Annotated in this window: 19 protein-coding genes; 13 read left to right on the forward strand and 6 right to left on the reverse strand. The window is 39.6% G+C overall.

Translation table 11 applies throughout. The annotated features are described in order from the left end of the window. Positions 1-173: 173 nt before the first annotated feature. The 4 genes from ILT06_RS00820 to ILT06_RS00835 form a co-directional block, all read right to left on the reverse strand. Positions 174-359: a hypothetical protein gene (locus ILT06_RS00820; protein WP_000038782.1), complete on the reverse strand. Its 186-nt coding sequence runs from the start codon at positions 357-359 to the stop codon at positions 174-176. Positions 360-449: 90 nt separating this feature from the next. Then, complete coding sequence (locus ILT06_RS00825; RefSeq protein WP_088047661.1) at positions 450-1,529, reverse strand: Ger(x)C family spore germination protein; 1,080 nt, start codon at positions 1,527-1,529, stop codon at positions 450-452. Then, the gene (locus ILT06_RS00830) at positions 1,505-2,599 is read right to left on the reverse strand and encodes a spore germination protein (protein WP_064474522.1); all 1,095 of its coding nucleotides are present in this window, start codon (positions 2,597-2,599) and stop codon (positions 1,505-1,507) included. Before ILT06_RS00830 ends, ILT06_RS00825 begins: the two co-directional genes overlap by 25 nt. Before the next feature lie 16 nt (positions 2,600-2,615). After that, positions 2,616-4,844 (reverse strand): spore germination protein, encoded by a 2,229-nt coding sequence (locus ILT06_RS00835; RefSeq protein ID WP_098101737.1) that lies wholly within the window; start codon positions 4,842-4,844, stop codon positions 2,616-2,618. Between the two features lie 152 nt (positions 4,845-4,996). Between ILT06_RS00835 and ILT06_RS00840 the strand changes: the two genes are divergently transcribed. After that, positions 4,997-6,121, forward strand: a complete 1,125-nt coding sequence (locus ILT06_RS00840; RefSeq protein ID WP_064474523.1) for a homoserine O-acetyltransferase family protein — start codon at positions 4,997-4,999, stop codon at positions 6,119-6,121. Positions 6,122-6,170: 49 nt separating this feature from the next. Here the strand turns inward: ILT06_RS00840 and ILT06_RS00845 are convergent, their stop codons facing one another. After that, positions 6,171-6,353, reverse strand: a complete 183-nt coding sequence (locus ILT06_RS00845) for a hypothetical protein (RefSeq protein WP_000171896.1) — start codon at positions 6,351-6,353, stop codon at positions 6,171-6,173. A gap of 199 nt (positions 6,354-6,552) precedes the next feature. Between ILT06_RS00845 and ILT06_RS00850 the strand changes: the two genes are divergently transcribed. From ILT06_RS00850 to ILT06_RS00875, 6 genes are all read left to right on the forward strand, one after another. Then, positions 6,553-6,858, forward strand: coding sequence for a rhodanese-like domain-containing protein (locus tag ILT06_RS00850; protein WP_064474524.1), 306 nt, complete (start codon positions 6,553-6,555; stop codon positions 6,856-6,858). A 76-nt stretch (positions 6,859-6,934) separates the two neighbouring features. Beyond that, positions 6,935-7,159, forward strand: coding sequence for a spore germination protein (locus tag ILT06_RS00855; protein WP_064474525.1), 225 nt, complete (start codon positions 6,935-6,937; stop codon positions 7,157-7,159). 20 nt (positions 7,160-7,179) lie between these two features. After that, complete coding sequence (locus tag ILT06_RS00860) at positions 7,180-7,503, forward strand: hypothetical protein (RefSeq protein WP_064474526.1); 324 nt, start codon at positions 7,180-7,182, stop codon at positions 7,501-7,503. Between the two features lie 118 nt (positions 7,504-7,621). Continuing rightward, positions 7,622-10,486 carry a BclA-related collagen-like exosporium protein gene (locus tag ILT06_RS00865; protein ID WP_088047659.1) on the forward strand — a complete coding sequence of 955 codons (2,865 nt, stop codon included), beginning with the start codon at positions 7,622-7,624 and terminating at the stop codon, positions 10,484-10,486. 232 nt (positions 10,487-10,718) lie between these two features. Further along, a complete protein-coding gene (gene moaA / locus ILT06_RS00870; RefSeq protein ID WP_064474528.1) occupies positions 10,719-11,732 on the forward strand; it encodes a GTP 3',8-cyclase MoaA in 1,014 nt (337 codons plus the stop codon). A 16-nt stretch (positions 11,733-11,748) separates the two neighbouring features. After that, on the forward strand, positions 11,749-12,762 hold the full coding sequence (locus ILT06_RS00875) for a molybdopterin-synthase adenylyltransferase MoeB (RefSeq protein WP_064474529.1): 1,014 nt from the start codon (positions 11,749-11,751) through the stop codon (positions 12,760-12,762). A 37-nt stretch (positions 12,763-12,799) separates the two neighbouring features. On the opposite strand, the gene moaC is transcribed toward ILT06_RS00875, so the two are convergent. Then, on the reverse strand, positions 12,800-13,285 hold the full coding sequence (gene moaC, locus ILT06_RS00880) for a cyclic pyranopterin monophosphate synthase MoaC (RefSeq protein ID WP_000094144.1): 486 nt from the start codon (positions 13,283-13,285) through the stop codon (positions 12,800-12,802). Positions 13,286-13,368: 83 nt separating this feature from the next. Here moaC and ILT06_RS00885 point away from each other — a divergent pair, with 83 nt between their 5' ends. The 6 genes from ILT06_RS00885 (at position 13,369) to glcU (ending at position 17,246) form a co-directional block, all read left to right on the forward strand. Beyond that, entirely contained in the window at positions 13,369-14,658 is a 1,290-nt protein-coding gene (locus ILT06_RS00885) for a molybdopterin molybdotransferase MoeA (RefSeq protein WP_064474530.1), read from the forward strand. Continuing rightward, entirely contained in the window at positions 14,628-15,143 is a 516-nt protein-coding gene (gene mobB, locus ILT06_RS00890) for a molybdopterin-guanine dinucleotide biosynthesis protein B (RefSeq protein WP_064474531.1), read from the forward strand. The genes ILT06_RS00885 and mobB overlap by 31 nt, the downstream gene beginning before the upstream one ends. Continuing rightward, entirely contained in the window at positions 15,140-15,604 is a 465-nt protein-coding gene (moaE, locus tag ILT06_RS00895; RefSeq protein WP_000185929.1) for a molybdopterin synthase catalytic subunit MoaE, read from the forward strand. The genes mobB and moaE overlap by 4 nt, the downstream gene beginning before the upstream one ends. Before the next feature lie 2 nt (positions 15,605-15,606). Then, the gene (gene moaD, locus ILT06_RS00900; protein ID WP_064474532.1) at positions 15,607-15,840 is read left to right on the forward strand and encodes a molybdopterin converting factor subunit 1; all 234 of its coding nucleotides are present in this window, start codon (positions 15,607-15,609) and stop codon (positions 15,838-15,840) included. Between the two features lie 92 nt (positions 15,841-15,932). Next, positions 15,933-16,352, forward strand: coding sequence for a DUF3888 domain-containing protein (locus tag ILT06_RS00905; RefSeq protein WP_149173682.1), 420 nt, complete (start codon positions 15,933-15,935; stop codon positions 16,350-16,352). A gap of 36 nt (positions 16,353-16,388) precedes the next feature. Continuing rightward, positions 16,389-17,246 carry a glucose uptake protein GlcU gene (gene glcU, locus ILT06_RS00910; RefSeq protein ID WP_064474534.1) on the forward strand — a complete coding sequence of 286 codons (858 nt, stop codon included), beginning with the start codon at positions 16,389-16,391 and terminating at the stop codon, positions 17,244-17,246. The last annotated feature ends 1 nt before the right edge of the window (position 17,247 follow it).

A 17,247-nucleotide genomic window follows, 5' to 3' on the forward strand; every position in this document is an offset into this window, starting at 1 on the left:
TCTCGCTTTGTCCGAATCTCATTGTAACATAGGGTGATTATGAAATGAAAAGGGACTGTTCAAAAGTTTCATCTTTTAGTTAAGATAGCGATAGTGAAAGATTATATCGACTTAATGACAAAACCCGTTAAAAAGAAAGCCATCCCGCAATACTCTTGGGACAGCCCTGCTCGTTATTTTTCTTCTTTTATTAAAATGGATAAAATAAGATCGATGCCAAACATACCAACGAGCAACATTGGTATAACGACAAGTAAATAACGTGTGAAGGAAACATTTTTTAAGTATGTATGAGCAAATAAAAAGACGCCGAGAAATAAAATACCATTTAAAATAGGCTTTACTAATTTTTTAGACATAAGCTCCCCCATAAATATCTTCTCTCTCTATCTAAAATAAAAACTCCTCTATCCGTTGTATCATGCTGGAGAGAGGAGTTCAATCATTTCTCATTCGATTACACCAGAATTTGTAATATTAACGGTGTATTTTACTTTAATTGGCACATCTTTGTACATTTTTCGCCACTCTTCTAATTTAAATGGACGATAATGTTGTCTATATTTTGCTCCAAGTCCAAGAGGGTCAACATTTAAGGATTTAAACTGTTTAATTAGTTTTGTAGCTTTTGCATCTAACTGTTTCTCAACCGCTTTCGCTATTTTTTGCGTGTTCTTTTTATTTTCTAAGTTGAATTTTCGAGATAATTCTTGAATACGAGCTTCCATTTTCACATGAATATAGAAAGACGGTTTTCCATTTTTTATAGTTACTTCGTAGGTAGGAACGGAACGGATGTTATTAATCATTGCATAGCCAGGATTGGTTTTAAATTCATGTGAATCTAGGCGGTGCTTTTCTAGCAGTCCTTTGAAAACAAACATATCGTGGTACTTAATTGTGCCGACTAACTTATCCTTTTTCAAGAGACCGATACCAGTAATCTTTATTTTATCTCCATGTTTTTTTAGGATAGGCATATAGGAATCCTGTCCTTCACGGTAGTACCTGAAGGCACCTAAATACAAATTGTCAGTTGGCAAAGGCCCAGTGTCCATATTATGTTCTAACATTTTTTTTATATAAATCGCAACATTGTAAGAGGTACTATATTTTCCTTTAAATAGTTCAGTACCACTGCCTTCTAATAGTCCAACATACAGTGAGTTACCAATATTCACATCTCGAATCAATGTATCAAAGGAAGTTGATAATCCTTTTTTAGCAATCTTTGTTGTGAATAAGGCAACACGCATTTGACCGCTTGCGAACGGTTGCGAAGATTCTAAAGATGTATCTGCCTTTACTTGTTTTACTGCGTTTCCTGTTCCTTCATAGACTTGAACTTTATTTCCCTTTTTTTGTACGGGGCAAACGAATGTAACTTTTACTTTATTATCTTTTGCTGTATCGAAGGCAGTTCCTTGAATGAGCTGAACATCATCAATAATATTTTTTTGTAAACAACCAGTTAGACTGAAGACACTGATGCAAATAAGAAGTATTAATTTTCTTTTGATTTTTTCCATTGTTTTTTCACCCACACAATAATAAATAGAATTGGGATGTATACATAGATAAGCCAAAAACTAACTTTAGATACATTGCTAATAAAATCATTAATATCATGCCTGTTCGTTAGAAGTTGTGAAACAACTAAGGTGATAAGCATAAATGCGATTAAAATACCTCGTTGCTTCACACGAAAGATTTCATGCGTTCCTCTAGTTGCGGCCCATAAAGGTAGGATAAAGCTGGTAATAATAACGAGAGCATAACCAGAAATAGCAATATACTCAAGTCGCTCAATAAAAGGAAGCTTAATAACTTGTGTCATGGACAGTTGAGACCAGATTGTTTTGAGTAGTTGTTTTTCGCTAAAGAATGTAAAAGCGAGAATGGTACTAAACAAATATAGAATATTGGAAAATAATGCCCCGTATTGTGCGAATTTATGGGATTTCTCTGGCTCTTTAACAAATGGATAAATCATCAGGAAAATTTCAAATCCTGTCATGCTATAAATAGATAGTTGAGCTGCTTTCAAAATATCGGTAAAAGAATGTGAAAATATTGGAAGTAAGTTATCCCAATGTGAGAATTTTAAAATGAAAAGGCTTAGAAAAAGATAACCTAATGTCCCACCAACAGAAATAACACAAATTCCTGCAATAACGCGAAAACCTGATGAAATAATGTAATAACTTATTAAACATAAAAAGAATGTGAGCATCCAGGTGGATGCACTAGGAAACATCCACACTTGAATGATTTCGACATAAGTTCTAACAACAGAAATGCTTACAATAAAAAAATAAATCATAAAAAGGATACTAATACCATTTCCAATCCATTTTCCAAAAAGTTGTTTGTGTAAATCAATTAAGTTTCCCTCTACATTTTTTAATGAATAATACATCATCCAGATGAGAATATGAATAATGATTCCTGTGAGGAGAACCCCCATCCAGCCGTCGTATCCAGCAGCTTTTGCAATAATTCGAGCGAACCCGAGAACACCAGCACCAAACTGTGCACTGTGAATTAAGAAGAAAACAAAGATAGGAGATATTTGATATTTTTCTTGAACTTTACTCATCAATGCACCTCATTTCTTACTCATCGAAGTCTGATCTATGTTTTGTTGAAATTCCTTTTGCTGCTTTTTTTACATGTTGTGGTCTTGCTTGTACATCTCTTGTATCAATCATTGTTAAAGGAAAACGAATCCAAGAATCCTTAACGGATTGTTGTCTTGTCGGATAAAACAAAGCGTACGGTTTACGTAAGGAAGTAAGCCTGAATAGATGAGTAAATAAAAAGATAAATCCAAGAGAAATCCCGAAGAGCCCTCCTATTTCTGCGAATGCTAGAAACGGAAAACGTAGTAATCGAACTGCATTACCCATTTTATAAATAGGTGTAATAAAGGAAGCAAGTGCTGATAAGGCAACGATAATTAATAAAATGTTACTCGTTAAACCAGCTTGTACAGATGCTTGTCCGATTACGATACCCCCTACAATACCGAGTGTTTGACCAACTTTCATCGGTAACCTCGCGCCAGCCTCTCTTAATAAATCGATTGCGAGTTCTAAAAAGAGTGCTTCAATTAAAGGTGGGAACGGTACTTGCGCCCTTGATAAAATCAAAGTTTCAAGTAAATCACTCGGAATGAGTTCATAATGATAATTTAAAACTGCAACATATAAAGGTGTAGCACAGATTGAAAATAGAACAGCGATAAGGCGTAAAATGCGTGAAAATGTAGCGTATAACCAAGAGACGTTATAGTCTTCTGGTGAAATGAAAAAATCGAAATAGGATACAGGTGTTAGTAAAACGCTTGGAGAACCATCCACAAAAATAGCAATTTTCCCATCAATGAGTGCTTTTGTCACTCTATCAGTACGTTCTGTATTGATATAGAGAGGGAAAATCGACTTTTCACCCATTAGTTCTTGTATATAAGCACTATCATTAATTTGATCATATTCAAGAGCACGTAATGACTCCTCGAGAAAATCTACATTATCTTTTTCGGCGAGGTTGTCTAAATACATCATGACAACTTTCGTTTTGGAAAATTCGCCGACAATCATTTCTTTTGTTTGTAAATCTAAAACAGGAAGGCGTTTTCGTACTAAATTAATATTCGTATCAATAGCTTCTACAAAGCCTTCTTGTGGACCGATAACTGTTGATTCATTTAATGGAGGGCTTGGTGCCCGGTAAGTATCAATTGCAATGTTTGCAAGCATACACTTTTGATCTTGCTGATTCAATTGAATAATCGCATGTCCCTTTAAAACCATGTCCTCAATTTTTTGTAAGTCGTTCGTAATTGTAATACCACTCATCGGAATATGTTCTTTTAGCTCTTCTAATGAAGTACAAGGTCGTTCTAACAGAATAGGCATTAAATATTTCTGTAATTTCTCTCCATCAAGTGAAGGACGATAGTAAGAAATCCAATAAGGCATCGTTTCATCATCAGATGTGTGATAATTAACAAAATCACTAGACTGTTTAAGCTTTGCTATTAAATCTTGTAGAGAATGAATACGGTCTTTTTCTGGTTTCGTAAAATCATAAATACTATTATTTCCAGAGTTTTGCTGTTTATCTTGAGATGAGTTATCTTGCTTAGAGCTTTGCTGTTGATCTTGGGCCGAGTTGTCTTGTTTAGAATTTTGTTGCTGATTCTGATCCGAGTCGTTTTGCTTAGAGTGTTGTTGCTGATTCTGATCGGAGTCGTTTTGTTTAGAGTGTTGCTGATTCTGATCCGAGTCGTTTTGTTTAGAGTGTTGTTGATTCTGATTCGAGTCGTCTTGTTTAGAATTTTGTTGTTGATTCTGATCCGAGCCGTTTTGCTTAGAGTGTTGTTGTTGATTCTGATCCGGGTCGTTTTGTTTAGAGTGTTGCTGATTCTGATCGGAGTCGTTTTGTTTAGAGTGTTGTTGATTCTGATCCGAGCCGTTTTGCTTAGAGTATTGTTGTTGATTCTGATCCGGGTCGTTTTGCTTAGAGTGTTGTTGCTGATTCTGATCGGAGTCGTTTTGTTTAGAGTGTTGCTGATTCTGATCGGAGTCGTTTTGTTTAGAGTGTTGTTGATTCTGATTCGAGTCGTCTTGTTTAGAATTTTGTTGTTGCTGCGGATCCTGAGAAGGCTCTTTGTGTTCCTCTTTTTTTTGTTCGCTATTGCTATCTTTATTATGTTTCATACTTCTAGTCTGTTCTTTGTTATCATCCTCTTGATTGTTAGGCTGTTGCTCCGAGTTATCTGTTTCGTTTTTCTCTGTCGTATTTGATTTTTTTTTCTTACGTAGCCAATTCCAGATCATATGTATGCCCTCTTTGATTGTGTAATATAGTGCTATTTTGTGGCTAATTTTGTATATTATTCATTTATTTATGAAAAGAAGGAGGAGAATGGTTTGCATAGAAAAAATCCTTTAGTAAGCAGTTCATACTATGACGGGAAGAGGGCGAGTCTGTGCAATTTGTAAAAAAAGAAAAATTTGTTTTAAGAGAGTTTACGTTTGAAAATGGTAGGGGAATTCCTGTTCAAATGGGGTATGAGACGTATGGTACTTTAAATAGAGAAAGGTCAAATGCAATTTTGGTATGCCATTATTTTAGTGCAACGAGTCACGCGGCAGGAAAATATACAGCGCATGATGGGGAGTCTGGTTGGTGGGATGGTTTAATTGGGCCGGGAAAAGCAATTGATACAAATAAATATTTTGTTATATGCACTGATAATCTTTGTAATGTGCAGGTGAAGAACCCTTATGTGTTTACAACGGGACCGAAATCGATTCATCCGAAAACTGGAGATGAATATGCGATGGATTTTCCGGTTTTTACATTTCTTGATGTAGCTCGTATGCAATATGAGTTAATAAAAGATATGGGAATCTCAAGGTTACATGCTGTAATGGGACCGTCAGCTGGTGGGATGATTGCGCAGCAATGGGCTGTTCATTATCCTCATATGGTAGAGCGGATGATTGGTGTTATTACGAACCCGCAAAATCCAATTATTACGTCGGTAAATGTAGCACAAAATGCAATTGAGGCTATTCAACTGGATCCAAGTTGGAAGGGCGGAAAATATGGAGAAGAGCAGCCAATGAAGGGACTTCATTTAGCAAATAGAATGATGTTTATGAACGCATTTGATGAGCATTTTTATGAAACAACATTCCCTCGTAATAGTATAGAAGTAGAACCTTATGAAAAATTTTCGATATTAACATCATTTGAGAAAGAAATAAATAAAGTGACATATAGAAGTATAGAGTTAGTAGATGCAAATTCGTGGATATACACTGCGAAAGCAGTTTTATTACATGATATTGCGCATGGATTTTCGTCTTTAGAAGAGGCACTGTCTAACATAGAAGCAAATGTACTTATGATTCCGTGCAAACAAGATTTGCTTCAGCCGTCACGTTATAATTATAAAATGGTAGACATTTTGCAAAAACAAGGGAAGTATGCGGAAGTGTATGAGATAGAAAGTATAAATGGGCATATGGCGGGAGCATTTGATATTCATTTATTTGAAAAGAAAGTTTATGAATTTTTAAATCGGAAAGTATCTAGTTTGGTGTAGAGAATAAATGGTGTGAAAAAGGTGCGATGTATGTAGTAGGCACCTTTTTTTACATGATTTGTAGACGGAAAATATAAGTGGCAATTGCTATACCGAAGAATGCGATACTAAGCAATAGAAATAAGAATGACATTTCTTGTGGTGATTTTATCTTTTTATTATTCTTCATACTAAGTGCAATAATTGCGGCGATTAAGAAAATGATGCCCGTAATGAAAAGAAAAAGTGTCATTTTCATTGGCTCCTTTCATAAAACAAGTATATTGAGGATACAATGCACGAGTTATGTTTGTAAAGAATAAGTTTTGCAGGAAAATTGAGAAATAAAATTTCCAATCTTTGCGTTCTTTCTTTCGCATGCTAAAATTGATGAGAAATGGTTGTTTAAAGAAGAGATTAAAGGTTTTATTGTATATAAGGAGGAACGACATATGACAGAAGTTAAAATAATTACTACAGAAGAAGTGCAAGAGCGTTTAGAAAGTGGAGAAACGTTATTTTTAGTAGACGTAAGGGAAGATGAAGAAGTAGCAGCAGGGAAAATTCCAGAAGCTGTACATATTAAAATGGGTGATATCCCAAATAAAGTAGATTTCTTTGATAAAGAGAATGAATATATCTTTATTTGTCGCTCGGGAATGCGCAGTGAAAATGTATGCCATTATTTAAATGAGCAAGGATTTAAAACAATGAACATGGTTGGCGGTATGCTTCAATATGAAGGTGAAACGAAATAAGTAGCTAAAAAACTTGAAACGTGTTTGTTTCAAGTTTTTTTCTTTTGCATACAGTGTACAAAAGGGGGATAGGTAAATGGGGATTAACTTGCGGAAAGTAAAAATTATTAATAATACAGGGGCTGTTAATGTTGGTGACTGTTATGATATCTCACCTTTAGCTGTAGCGAAAATATATGCAGGTGCTGGAGGATCGAGTGCAGCTATTTTTTTAAATGGGAAAAGACAGTCAGAAGCAGTGATTAGAACATCAGTGTTTCTTCCGCCATTAGCAACGAGTACACGTACATTAGGTTCATAGAGGAAAGGTAGAGTGTAATTATGCCTGCTCGTATAAAAGAGTTTATTATTGTGAATAACACTGGGAATATATTTACCGGTGATAATTTGAGTGATACGTCCTTTACTGCTACGAAATCGTATAGTGGTTCAATGGGGTGTACTTGGATTGATGTTGTTACAGTAATAGGAACGGAGACAAAGCTTTGTTTACAGCCTGGAGATTCGGTGACGACAACATATACACGAGGTACTCCGGCTGGTACTGTAACAGGAACAAATATGGGGCAAGGTACAAATGTATCGGGTATAGCACAAGCCGTCCCAAATACAGATAATTTGGATTCAACTGCTGGACTCCCTTAAAGAATTAAGGGAGTTTTTATTATTTCAAATAAAAATAGTCTTGGAGATTGTTTTTGTAAATACACATTAAGAAGAGGTTTGTTTAATGTAAAAAAGATAGTGTGTAGGTGGTGAAAGTGTGAGAGAGCGCGATAAACAAAATTCATTAAACTCTAATTTCAGAATTTCACCAAATCTTATTGGGCCTACCTTTCCTCCCGTTCCAACGGGATTTACTGGTATTGGGATTACTGGTCCAACCGGCCCGCAAGGTCCGACTGGACCACAAGGACCAAGGGGATTTCAAGGTCCGATGGGAGAGAGGGGCCCGACAGGACCTCAAGGAGTGCAAGGGATTCAAGGGCCAGTTGGACCAATGGGGGCAACAGGACCAGAAGGACAGCAGGGGCCACAAGGATTGAGGGGACCAAAAGGAGAAACGGGAGCGACAGGACCAGAAGGAGTGCAAGGGTTACAAGGTCCGATTGGTCCGACCGGAGCGACTGGGGCACAAGGTATACAGGGGATACAGGGGTTACAGGGGCCGATTGGAGCTACCGGGCCAGAGGGACCTCAAGGAATTCAAGGAGTGCAAGGGTTACCGGGAGCAACAGGTCCACAAGGAATACAAGGAGCGCAAGGGATACAAGGCCCACAAGGACCGAGTGGAAGTGCGGGGACAACAGGAGCAACTGGTCAAGGGGTTACAGGCCCAACTGGAATAACAGGTCCAACAGGGATAACGGGTCCATCTGGAGGACCACCAGGTCCGACAGGGGCAACTGGTGCGACAGGTCCAGGAGGTGGACCGAGTGGAAGTACAGGTGCGACGGGAGCAACGGGAAATACAGGGGTAACAGGAAGTACAGGTGTAACTGGAGTAACGGGAAATACAGGACCGACTGGAAGTACAGGAGAAACAGGAGTACAGGGATTGCAAGGAATACAAGGGGTTCAAGGGCAAATTGGACCAACAGGTCCAGAAGGTCCGCAAGGTATTCAAGGTATTCCGGGTCCGACGGGCATAACTGGTGAACAAGGAATACAAGGAGTTCAGGGAATTCAAGGGATAACAGGGGCAACTGGAGATCAAGGTCCGCAAGGTATACAGGGGGCTATTGGACCACAAGGTGTGACCGGAGCAACTGGTGATCAAGGTCCACAAGGAATTCAAGGGGTACCAGGTCCAACAGGAGAAACGGGACCACAAGGAGTTCAAGGGATTCAAGGCCCGATGGGTGAGATCGGACCAACAGGACCAGAAGGACCAGAAGGACTTCAAGGTCCGCAAGGAATACAAGGGGTGCCAGGACCAGCTGGAGCAACCGGTCCAGAGGGTCCGCAAGGTATACAGGGAATTCAAGGGCCAATAGGAGCAACCGGTCCAGAAGGTCAACAAGGAATTCAAGGAATTCAAGGGGTTCAAGGTGTAACAGGAGCAACAGGAGCACAAGGAGCAACTGGAATTCAAGGTGTACAAGGGAATATAGGTGCAACAGGTCCAGAGGGCCCGCAAGGAGTGCAAGGTACTCAAGGGGAAATAGGCCCAACAGGTCCAATGGGAGCACAGGGCGTGCAAGGTATTCAAGGAATTCAAGGTCCAACGGGTGCGCAAGGAGTGCAGGGGCCACAGGGAATTCAAGGGGGCCAAGGTCCGACGGGAGCAACAGGAGATACGGGCGTAACTGGTGCGACAGGGGAAGGAACTACAGGCCCAACTGGAGTAACCGGTCCAACAGGGGTAACTGGTCCTTCTGGAGGACCAGCAGGACCGAGTGGTCCAACGGGGCCATCAGGTCCGACGGGAGTGACAGGTCCATCCGGTGGACCACCTGGACCGACAGGAGCAACCGGGGAGACAGGAGCAACTGGAGATACCGGGGCGACAGGCTCAACTGGAGTGACAGGAGCGACAGGAGAAACAGGAGCAACTGGGGTGACGGGCTTACAGGGACCCCAAGGAATTCAAGGTGTGCAAGGAATCCAAGGTCCAACAGGCGCGCAAGGAGTGCAAGGGCCTCAAGGGATACAAGGAGTAACGGGAGCAACAGGAGATCAAGGTCCACAGGGAATCCAGGGTCCGCAAGGAATTCAAGGTCCAACCGGTCCACAAGGAATTCAAGGAGATCAAGGCCCCCAAGGAATCCAAGGTGTGACAGGGGCAACCGGAGCACAAGGTCCGCAGGGAATTCAGGGGATACAAGGGGTGCAAGGTCCGACTGGTCCACAAGGCCCAACCGGAATTCAAGGTGTTCAAGGAGAAATAGGGCCAACCGGTCCGCAAGGCGTGCAAGGATTGCAAGGTCCACAAGGCCCAACAGGGGATACTGGGGCAACCGGAGCACAAGGCCCGCAAGGAATTCAAGGAATTCAAGGTCCACAAGGCCCAACGGGATCCACTGGAGAAACCGGAGCGACAGGTCCTCAAGGGATTCAAGGCCCCCAAGGAATCCAAGGTCCAACGGGAGTAACAGGCTCCCAAGGCCCAACAGGGTCCACTGGTCCAACCGGTTCGCAAGGAATTCAAGGTCCAACAGGCCCAACTGGAGCGGGAGCAACCGGGGCCACGGGAGCAACGGGTGTGACCGGAGTTAGTACAACTGCAACGTACTCATTTGCAAATAATACATCAGGAAGTGCTATTTCTGTTCTGTTAGGTGGTACGAATGTACCGTTACCGAACAATCAAAATATTGGACCAGGGATCACTGTTAACGGTACGAATACTGTATTCACAGTTGCGAATGCAGGGAATTATTATATAGCTTATACAATTAATATAACGGCAGCTTTACTCGTAAGTTCACGTATAACTGTAAACGGGGTTCAACTTGCAGGAACCGTTAATTCACCAGCAGTAGCTACAGGTTCGTTTAATGCGACAATCATTGCTAATTTGCCTGCTGGAGCCGCTATTAGTCTGCAGTTATTTGGATTACTTGCAATAGCTACATTATCTACGACAACACCAGGAGCTACGCTAACTATTATTAGGTTAAGTTAATAGGGAGAAAACCTTGGGGCTTTTATGCTTCAAGGTTTTTTATCTCGCATTAATTGCCCGTAAAAGCCCGATTGGTGAGGGCTGATTAAAGTTTCACTTTATCTAGTTATTTGTAGGTAGTCTAATTGGTTAGGAAAGTTTCACTTTATTCACTTGAGCAAAAACATCGCAGTTCGAAAATATATTATAATAGAATGAAAAGAGAGAAATTTGGCAGAAAGGGAGGGTGGCGATGCAGGAGATGGTTACAGATTTTTTTGGACGCCCACTTCAAGATTTGCGCATATCTGTCATTGATCGTTGCAATTTTAGATGTACATATTGTATGCCAGCGGAAGTTTTTGGGCCAGATTATGCTTTTTTGAAAGATGAGTTTTTACTGACGTTTGATGAAATTGAACGTTTGGCAAAACTATTTGTTAGCATCGGTGTACGAAAAATTAGACTTACTGGTGGCGAGCCACTGCTGCGTAAAGATTTAACAAAACTTATTGCACGTCTCGTGAAAATTGAAGGGTTAGTAGATATAGGGTTAACGACAAATGCAATTCATTTAACGAAACAAGCAAAAGCATTAAAAAAAGCTGGATTACATAGAGTAAATGTTAGTTTAGATGCAATAGATGACGATGTATTTAAGGATATTAATGGCCGGAATATCAATACGAAACCTGTTATAAAGGGAATTATGGCTGCAAAAGAAGCTGGGCTTGATGTAAAGGTAAATATGGTTGTGAAAAAAGGAATGAACGACCATCAAGTACTTCCGATGGCTGCTTATTTTAAAGAGCAAGGAATCACACTTAGGTTTATTGAGTTTATGGATGTTGGTAGTACAAATGGATGGAACTTTGACCAAGTCGTTACAAAGCAAGAATTAATTGAAATGATTCATAGTGTGTATCCACTTGAGCCAGCTGAAGCGCATTATTTCGGTGAAGTTGCGAAGCGATATCGTTACGTTGGAACAAATGTCGAAGTCGGTTTTATTACTTCTGTTTCAGAGTCATTTTGTTCCTCTTGTACGAGAGCAAGAATTTCGGCAGATGGAAAGTTTTATACTTGCTTATTTGCGACAGAAGGATTGGATGTAAGGGAGCTTCTTAGAGGAAATCTTTCAGATGATGAGTTAGTAAGCGTTATACAAAATGTATGGATGAATAGAAAAGACAGGTATTCGGATGAACGGACAGAAGAAAGTGCAAAGAATCGTCCGAAAATTGAAATGTCTTATATAGGAGGATAAGAAAGGGGGCTATCGTATGCAGGAGCGATATTCAAGACAAATATTATTTTCTGGTGTTGGAGAAGAAGGACAGAGAAAAATTAGAGAGAAGCATGTGCTTATTATCGGCGCTGGTGCTCTCGGTGCAGCGAATGCAGAAGCAATTGTTAGAGCAGGTGTTGGCAAAATAACAATTGCGGATCGTGATTATGTAGAATGGAGTAATTTACAAAGACAACAATTATATACAGAAGAAGATGCAAAGCAATATAAACCAAAGGCGGTAGCAGCGGCGGAGCATTTAAAAGCGATTAATTCTGAGGTGGAAATAAACCCGGTTGTGACGGATGTAACAGTGCAAGAAATGGAAGCGTTAGTGAATGATGTAGATTTAATATTAGATGCGACAGATAATTTTGAAACACGTCTTCTTATTAATGATATTTCACAAAAGTATAATATTCCGTGGATATATGGTGGTTGTGTCGGAAGCTACGGAGTAACATATACAATTTTACCAGGAAAAACACCGTGTTTCCGCTGTTTAATGGAACATCCAGCGAGCGGGGCAACATGTGATACGGCGGGTATTATACAGCCGGCCGTGCAATTAGTAGTTGCACATCAAATAACGGAAGCGCTGAAAATATTAGTAGAAGACTATGGGGCGCTTCGCGAAACGATGTTATCGTTTGATCTTTGGAATAATCAACAGATGGCATTTAAAGTGAATAGGCAGAAAAAAGACACATGTTTATCTTGCGGAAGATTACGTACATATCCGAGTTTAACATTTGAAGCACAAACGAAAACAGAAGTGTTATGTGGCCGAAATACAGTACAAATCCGTCCAGGTGTGCGGAATGAATTTAATTTAGAAGAAATTAAAAAGCGCTTACAAAGAAGTGTGAATGTAAAAGCTACTCCGTATTTATTATCCTTTCCGGTGGAGGAATTTCGTTTTGTTTTATTTACAGATGGCAGGGCGTTTATTCATGGGACGAATGATATAAATGTAGCAAAACGCTTATATGCAAGATATATAGGTTGAACCTAAAGGGAGCCCTTTAGGTTCAACGGAGAGAAGATTAAGACTTTCTCGTATAATCTCCACTTTTTCCACCTGTTTTTTCAAATAAGTACGTTTCGCCAATAATCATACCTTTATCAACAGCTTTGCACATATCGTACACAGTAAGAGCTGTAGCGGAAGCAGCTGTTAAAGCTTCCATTTCAACACCGGTGCTACCTTCTGTTTTAACTTTTACTTCAATAAGTAATCGATATTGTTCTTCGGATTGTTTCCAATCGAAAGAAACGTCAACACCTTTTAATAATAAAGGATGGCACATTGGGATAATATCAGAAGTGCGTTTCGCAGCCATAATACCTGCGATTTGTGCAACTGCTAGTACGTCACCTTTCCCAATTTCATTGTGAGAGATTTTATCGTAAATTTCTTTTGTAACGACAATGCTAGAGCACGCAATTGCTGTTCGAACGGTTGCTTTTTTGTCACTTATATCAACCATCTTCGCGCGTCCTTGGTCATTAAAGTGTGTGAATGAAGACATGGAATTCCTCCTTGAAGTAATTTCTATTTAATATATAAAGTTTAATCGAGATAAAAAAAATTGCAAATATGGGGTGAGAAACGATGGTAGAAAAACGAATTCCGATTCAAGTTGCTGAGGCAGTAAAGAGAGTAATGGAATATACGAAGAATGGTGAAGTAGAAGAAGTTTCTATTGCGGAAAGTTACGGGAGAATTCTTGGAGAGGATGTTGTCTCTGATCATGACGTTCCTCATTTTGATCGGTCTCCTTACGATGGTTTCGCAATTCGAGCAGAAGATACGAAAGAAGCAAATCAAGAGAATGCGATTGAGTTTGAAGTAATAGGAGAAATCGGAGCAGGATCTGTTTTTTTAGATGAAGTAGCGCCTTTTAAAGCGGTTCGTATTATGACGGGAGCAGCTATTCCAGAGGGATGTAATGCAGTCGTAATGCTAGAGCTGACGGAGGGGTTTGAGAAGAACGGAAAAACATATATGAAGGTAAAGCGTCCTTTTCATAGTGGTGACAATGTGTCATTTAAAGGGGAAGATATAAAGCAAAATCAAGTTCTCGTTAAGAAAGGTGTTGCAATTAATCCAGGTGTTGCGGCCTTATTAGCGACGTTTGGATATAGTACTGTGAAAGTTGTAAAACAGCCTGTTGTTGGTATCGTGACGACAGGAAGTGAATTGTTAGAAGTACATGAGTCGTTACAGCCGGGGAAAATTAGAAACAGTAACTCTTATATGATTGCAGCTCAAATTATGAAAGCCGGAGGGAAAGTTCGTTATTATGGCCAACTTGCTGACGAGTTAGATGCATGCTTTGCAGCTGTTCAATCGGCGATGGATGAGGTTGATATTTTAATTACGACAGGCGGTGTGTCGGTAGGAGATTATGACTACTTGCCGGCCATTTATGAAAGATTACAAGCGAATGTACTCTTTAATAAAATAGCAATGAGACCAGGAAGTGTAACGACAGTAGCTGAAGTTGATGGGAAGTTACTTTTCGGTTTATCAGGGAATCCATCAGCTTGCTACGTAGGCTTTGAGTTATTTGTGCATCCGGTTATAAAAACATATTTGTATGTGAAAGAGCCTCACGTATATAGAGCTGATGCTATTTTGCAAAAAGATTTTCCAAAGCCAAATCCATTTACTCGTTTTGTAAGAGCAAAGGTAACAATCGCGGAAGGGGTATTACAAGCGATGCCGGTCGGTTTAGATAAATCGAGTGCGGTTTCTTCACTTGCCGATGCGAATGCTTTTATTGTGTTGCCTGGAGGAACGAGAGGATTTGAGGCAGGGATGAAAGTAACTGTATTGTTGTTAGAGCACGCCGAGGGATGTGATTGGCCATGGGAAAAACCCCTTCAATCTTACAAATAGTAGGGTATCAAAATAGCGGGAAAACAACGCTTGTTGAGAAAATAGTGCATGCGTTAGCTGAACAGAAAATGAAAGTTGCTGCCATTAAACATCACGGGCACGGAGGTTTTCCAGAAGTAGCGCAAAAAGATAGTGAAAGGCACCGAAAGGCTGGTGCTGTTGTCAGTAGTGTAGAAGGCGCTGGATTACTTTCACTGTCGTCATTAAGAGAGGAATGGTCCTTGCAAGAAATTATTCGCTTATATGAGTTTTTTGAAGTGGATACAATTTTAATAGAGGGCTATAAAAAAGAGAGCTATCCGAAAGTAGTGTTACTTCGTTCTGCGGAAGACGTTGAACTTTTACATAAAGTAGAAAATATAGTAGCGATTATTACGTGGCATGATGCTCCCGCAAACTTACGAGAAGAATATAAAGTATTTCATATAACAGAAGAAGAGTTGTATATAGACTGGTTTATACAAACGGTAAGGAGTACGAAATGACAAATACGTATTATGAAGTAATTGATACAGAAATCTCGATTGAAGAGGTAGCGAAGAAGGTTATTCGCCGCGAATGTGGTGCTGTTACAACATTTATTGGAACGGTTAGGGAGTTTACGAAAGGGCGTCGTACATTATACTTAGAATATGTCGCTTATAAAACGATGGCAGAAAAGATGCTAGAGAAAATTGGCTCAGAAGTGAAAGAGAAGTGGCCAGGTACACACGTTGCGATTACACATCGCATCGGTACACTGCAAATTTCTGATATCGCGGTTGTTGTTGCTGTTTCAACACCGCATCGTAAAGCGGCTTATGAGGCGAATGAATACATTATGGAACGCATAAAACAAATTGTTCCGATTTGGAAAAAGGAGTTTTGGGAAGATGGAGACTCATGGATTGGTGATCAATTAGAGAAAACACCATATCCGGCGGGAGAGCCTGGGAAGGAGCTATAAGTATGATTCGAGTATTGTTATTTGCGTACTTGCAAGAGGAAGCAGGAACAAGTGAGTTACAAATAGAGAAAGAAAATATTACGGTTGCAGAGTTAAAAGATGTTGTTGCTAAAGAATATAATGTACCAATGGCAGCATCAATTATGGTTGCGATTAATGAAGAATATGCAAATGAAGATGACACGATCCGAGATGGTGATGTTGTTGCACTAATCCCACCAGTGAGCGGTGGTTAATATTGGATTCATTAAAACGACTTTCCTACATAGGGAAGTCGTTTTTTTATGGAAGTTTTGCGAACACTAACTTATAGAACAAGGAGGGTGTTATGAAAAAAATATGTGTAGTTATTACAACGCTATGTGCAATCTTTTTTTCTTCTCCAAGTGATTCTTTTGCGAAAGAATCTAGGGAACAGCTGTTAGAGAGTGCATTATCGAATAGGTACTATTCAGTTATTAGGCAAGTGACAGAAGATCAATATGAGTGTGCTTCAGTTATAAATATAAAGCGTCTCGGTAAGAAAGATGAGTTCGTTCCTAGATTTGAAGTCACGCTACAATTTCTTACGTTCCAAGGTGCACATAATCCGCCGAATGATAAAGTTACACTTACTTTGGAAGATCATTTAGATCACGTGAAAATAAAGAAGGTGGAGCGAGAAAAGAATGTTTCTGGTGCTATTGAAGAAAAGGTTTGTGAACGGGAAAAAGAAAAAATAAAAGCGCACTCTAATGATTCAGAGTGATAACTTATGACATTTAGTAAAGAAAGGTAATGAGCGATGGACATACTTTTAGCGATTTTACCGGCTATATTTTGGGGAAGTATTGTGCTATTTAACGTGAAACTGGGCGGGGGGCCGTATAGTCAAACGCTTGGTACAACGTTTGGAGCACTTATTTTCTCAATTGCTGTTTATATTTTTGTGAAGCCAGTATTAACTCCTACTGTTATTGGAGTTGGAATTGTGTCAGGTTTATTTTGGGCACTTGGTCAGGCGAATCAATTAAAAAGTATTGATTTAATGGGCGTTTCGAGAACGATGCCCATTTCAACAGGACTGCAATTAGTTGCGACGACTTTATTTGGAGTCATCGTATTTCATGAGTGGTCCACGACTATATCAGTCATCCTTGGCGTCTTGGCTCTTATTTGTATTATTATCGGTGTTATTTTAACATCACTTCAAAGTGAAGAAGAAAAGAGTGCAGAACAGGCGGGGAATTTCAAAAGGGGCATTATCATTTTATTGATTTCAACAGTCGGTTATTTAGTTTACGTGGTAGTGATTAGACTATTTAACGTAGATGGTTGGTCAGCTTTATTGCCACAAGCAGTTGGTATGGTGTTAGGGGGCATTTTGCTTACGTTTAAACATCATCCATTTAATAAATATGCAATACGAAATATTATTCCAGGATTAATTTGGGCAGCTGGTAATATGTTTTTATTCATTTCGCAGCCGCGTGTTGGAGTGGCAACAAGTTTTTCACTATCGCAAATGGGAATTATTATTTCAACGCTTGGCGGGATTCTTATATTAGGTGAAAAGAAAACGAAACGTCAATTAACGGGGATTGTCGTCGGTATCGTTTTTATTATCGCGGCGGGAATTATGTTAGGTGTTGCAAAAAGTTAAA

This window comes from Bacillus sp. 17RED48 (assembly GCF_019837545.1).
GTDB lineage: Bacteria > Bacillota > Bacilli > Bacillales > Bacillaceae_G > Bacillus_A > Bacillus_A wiedmannii.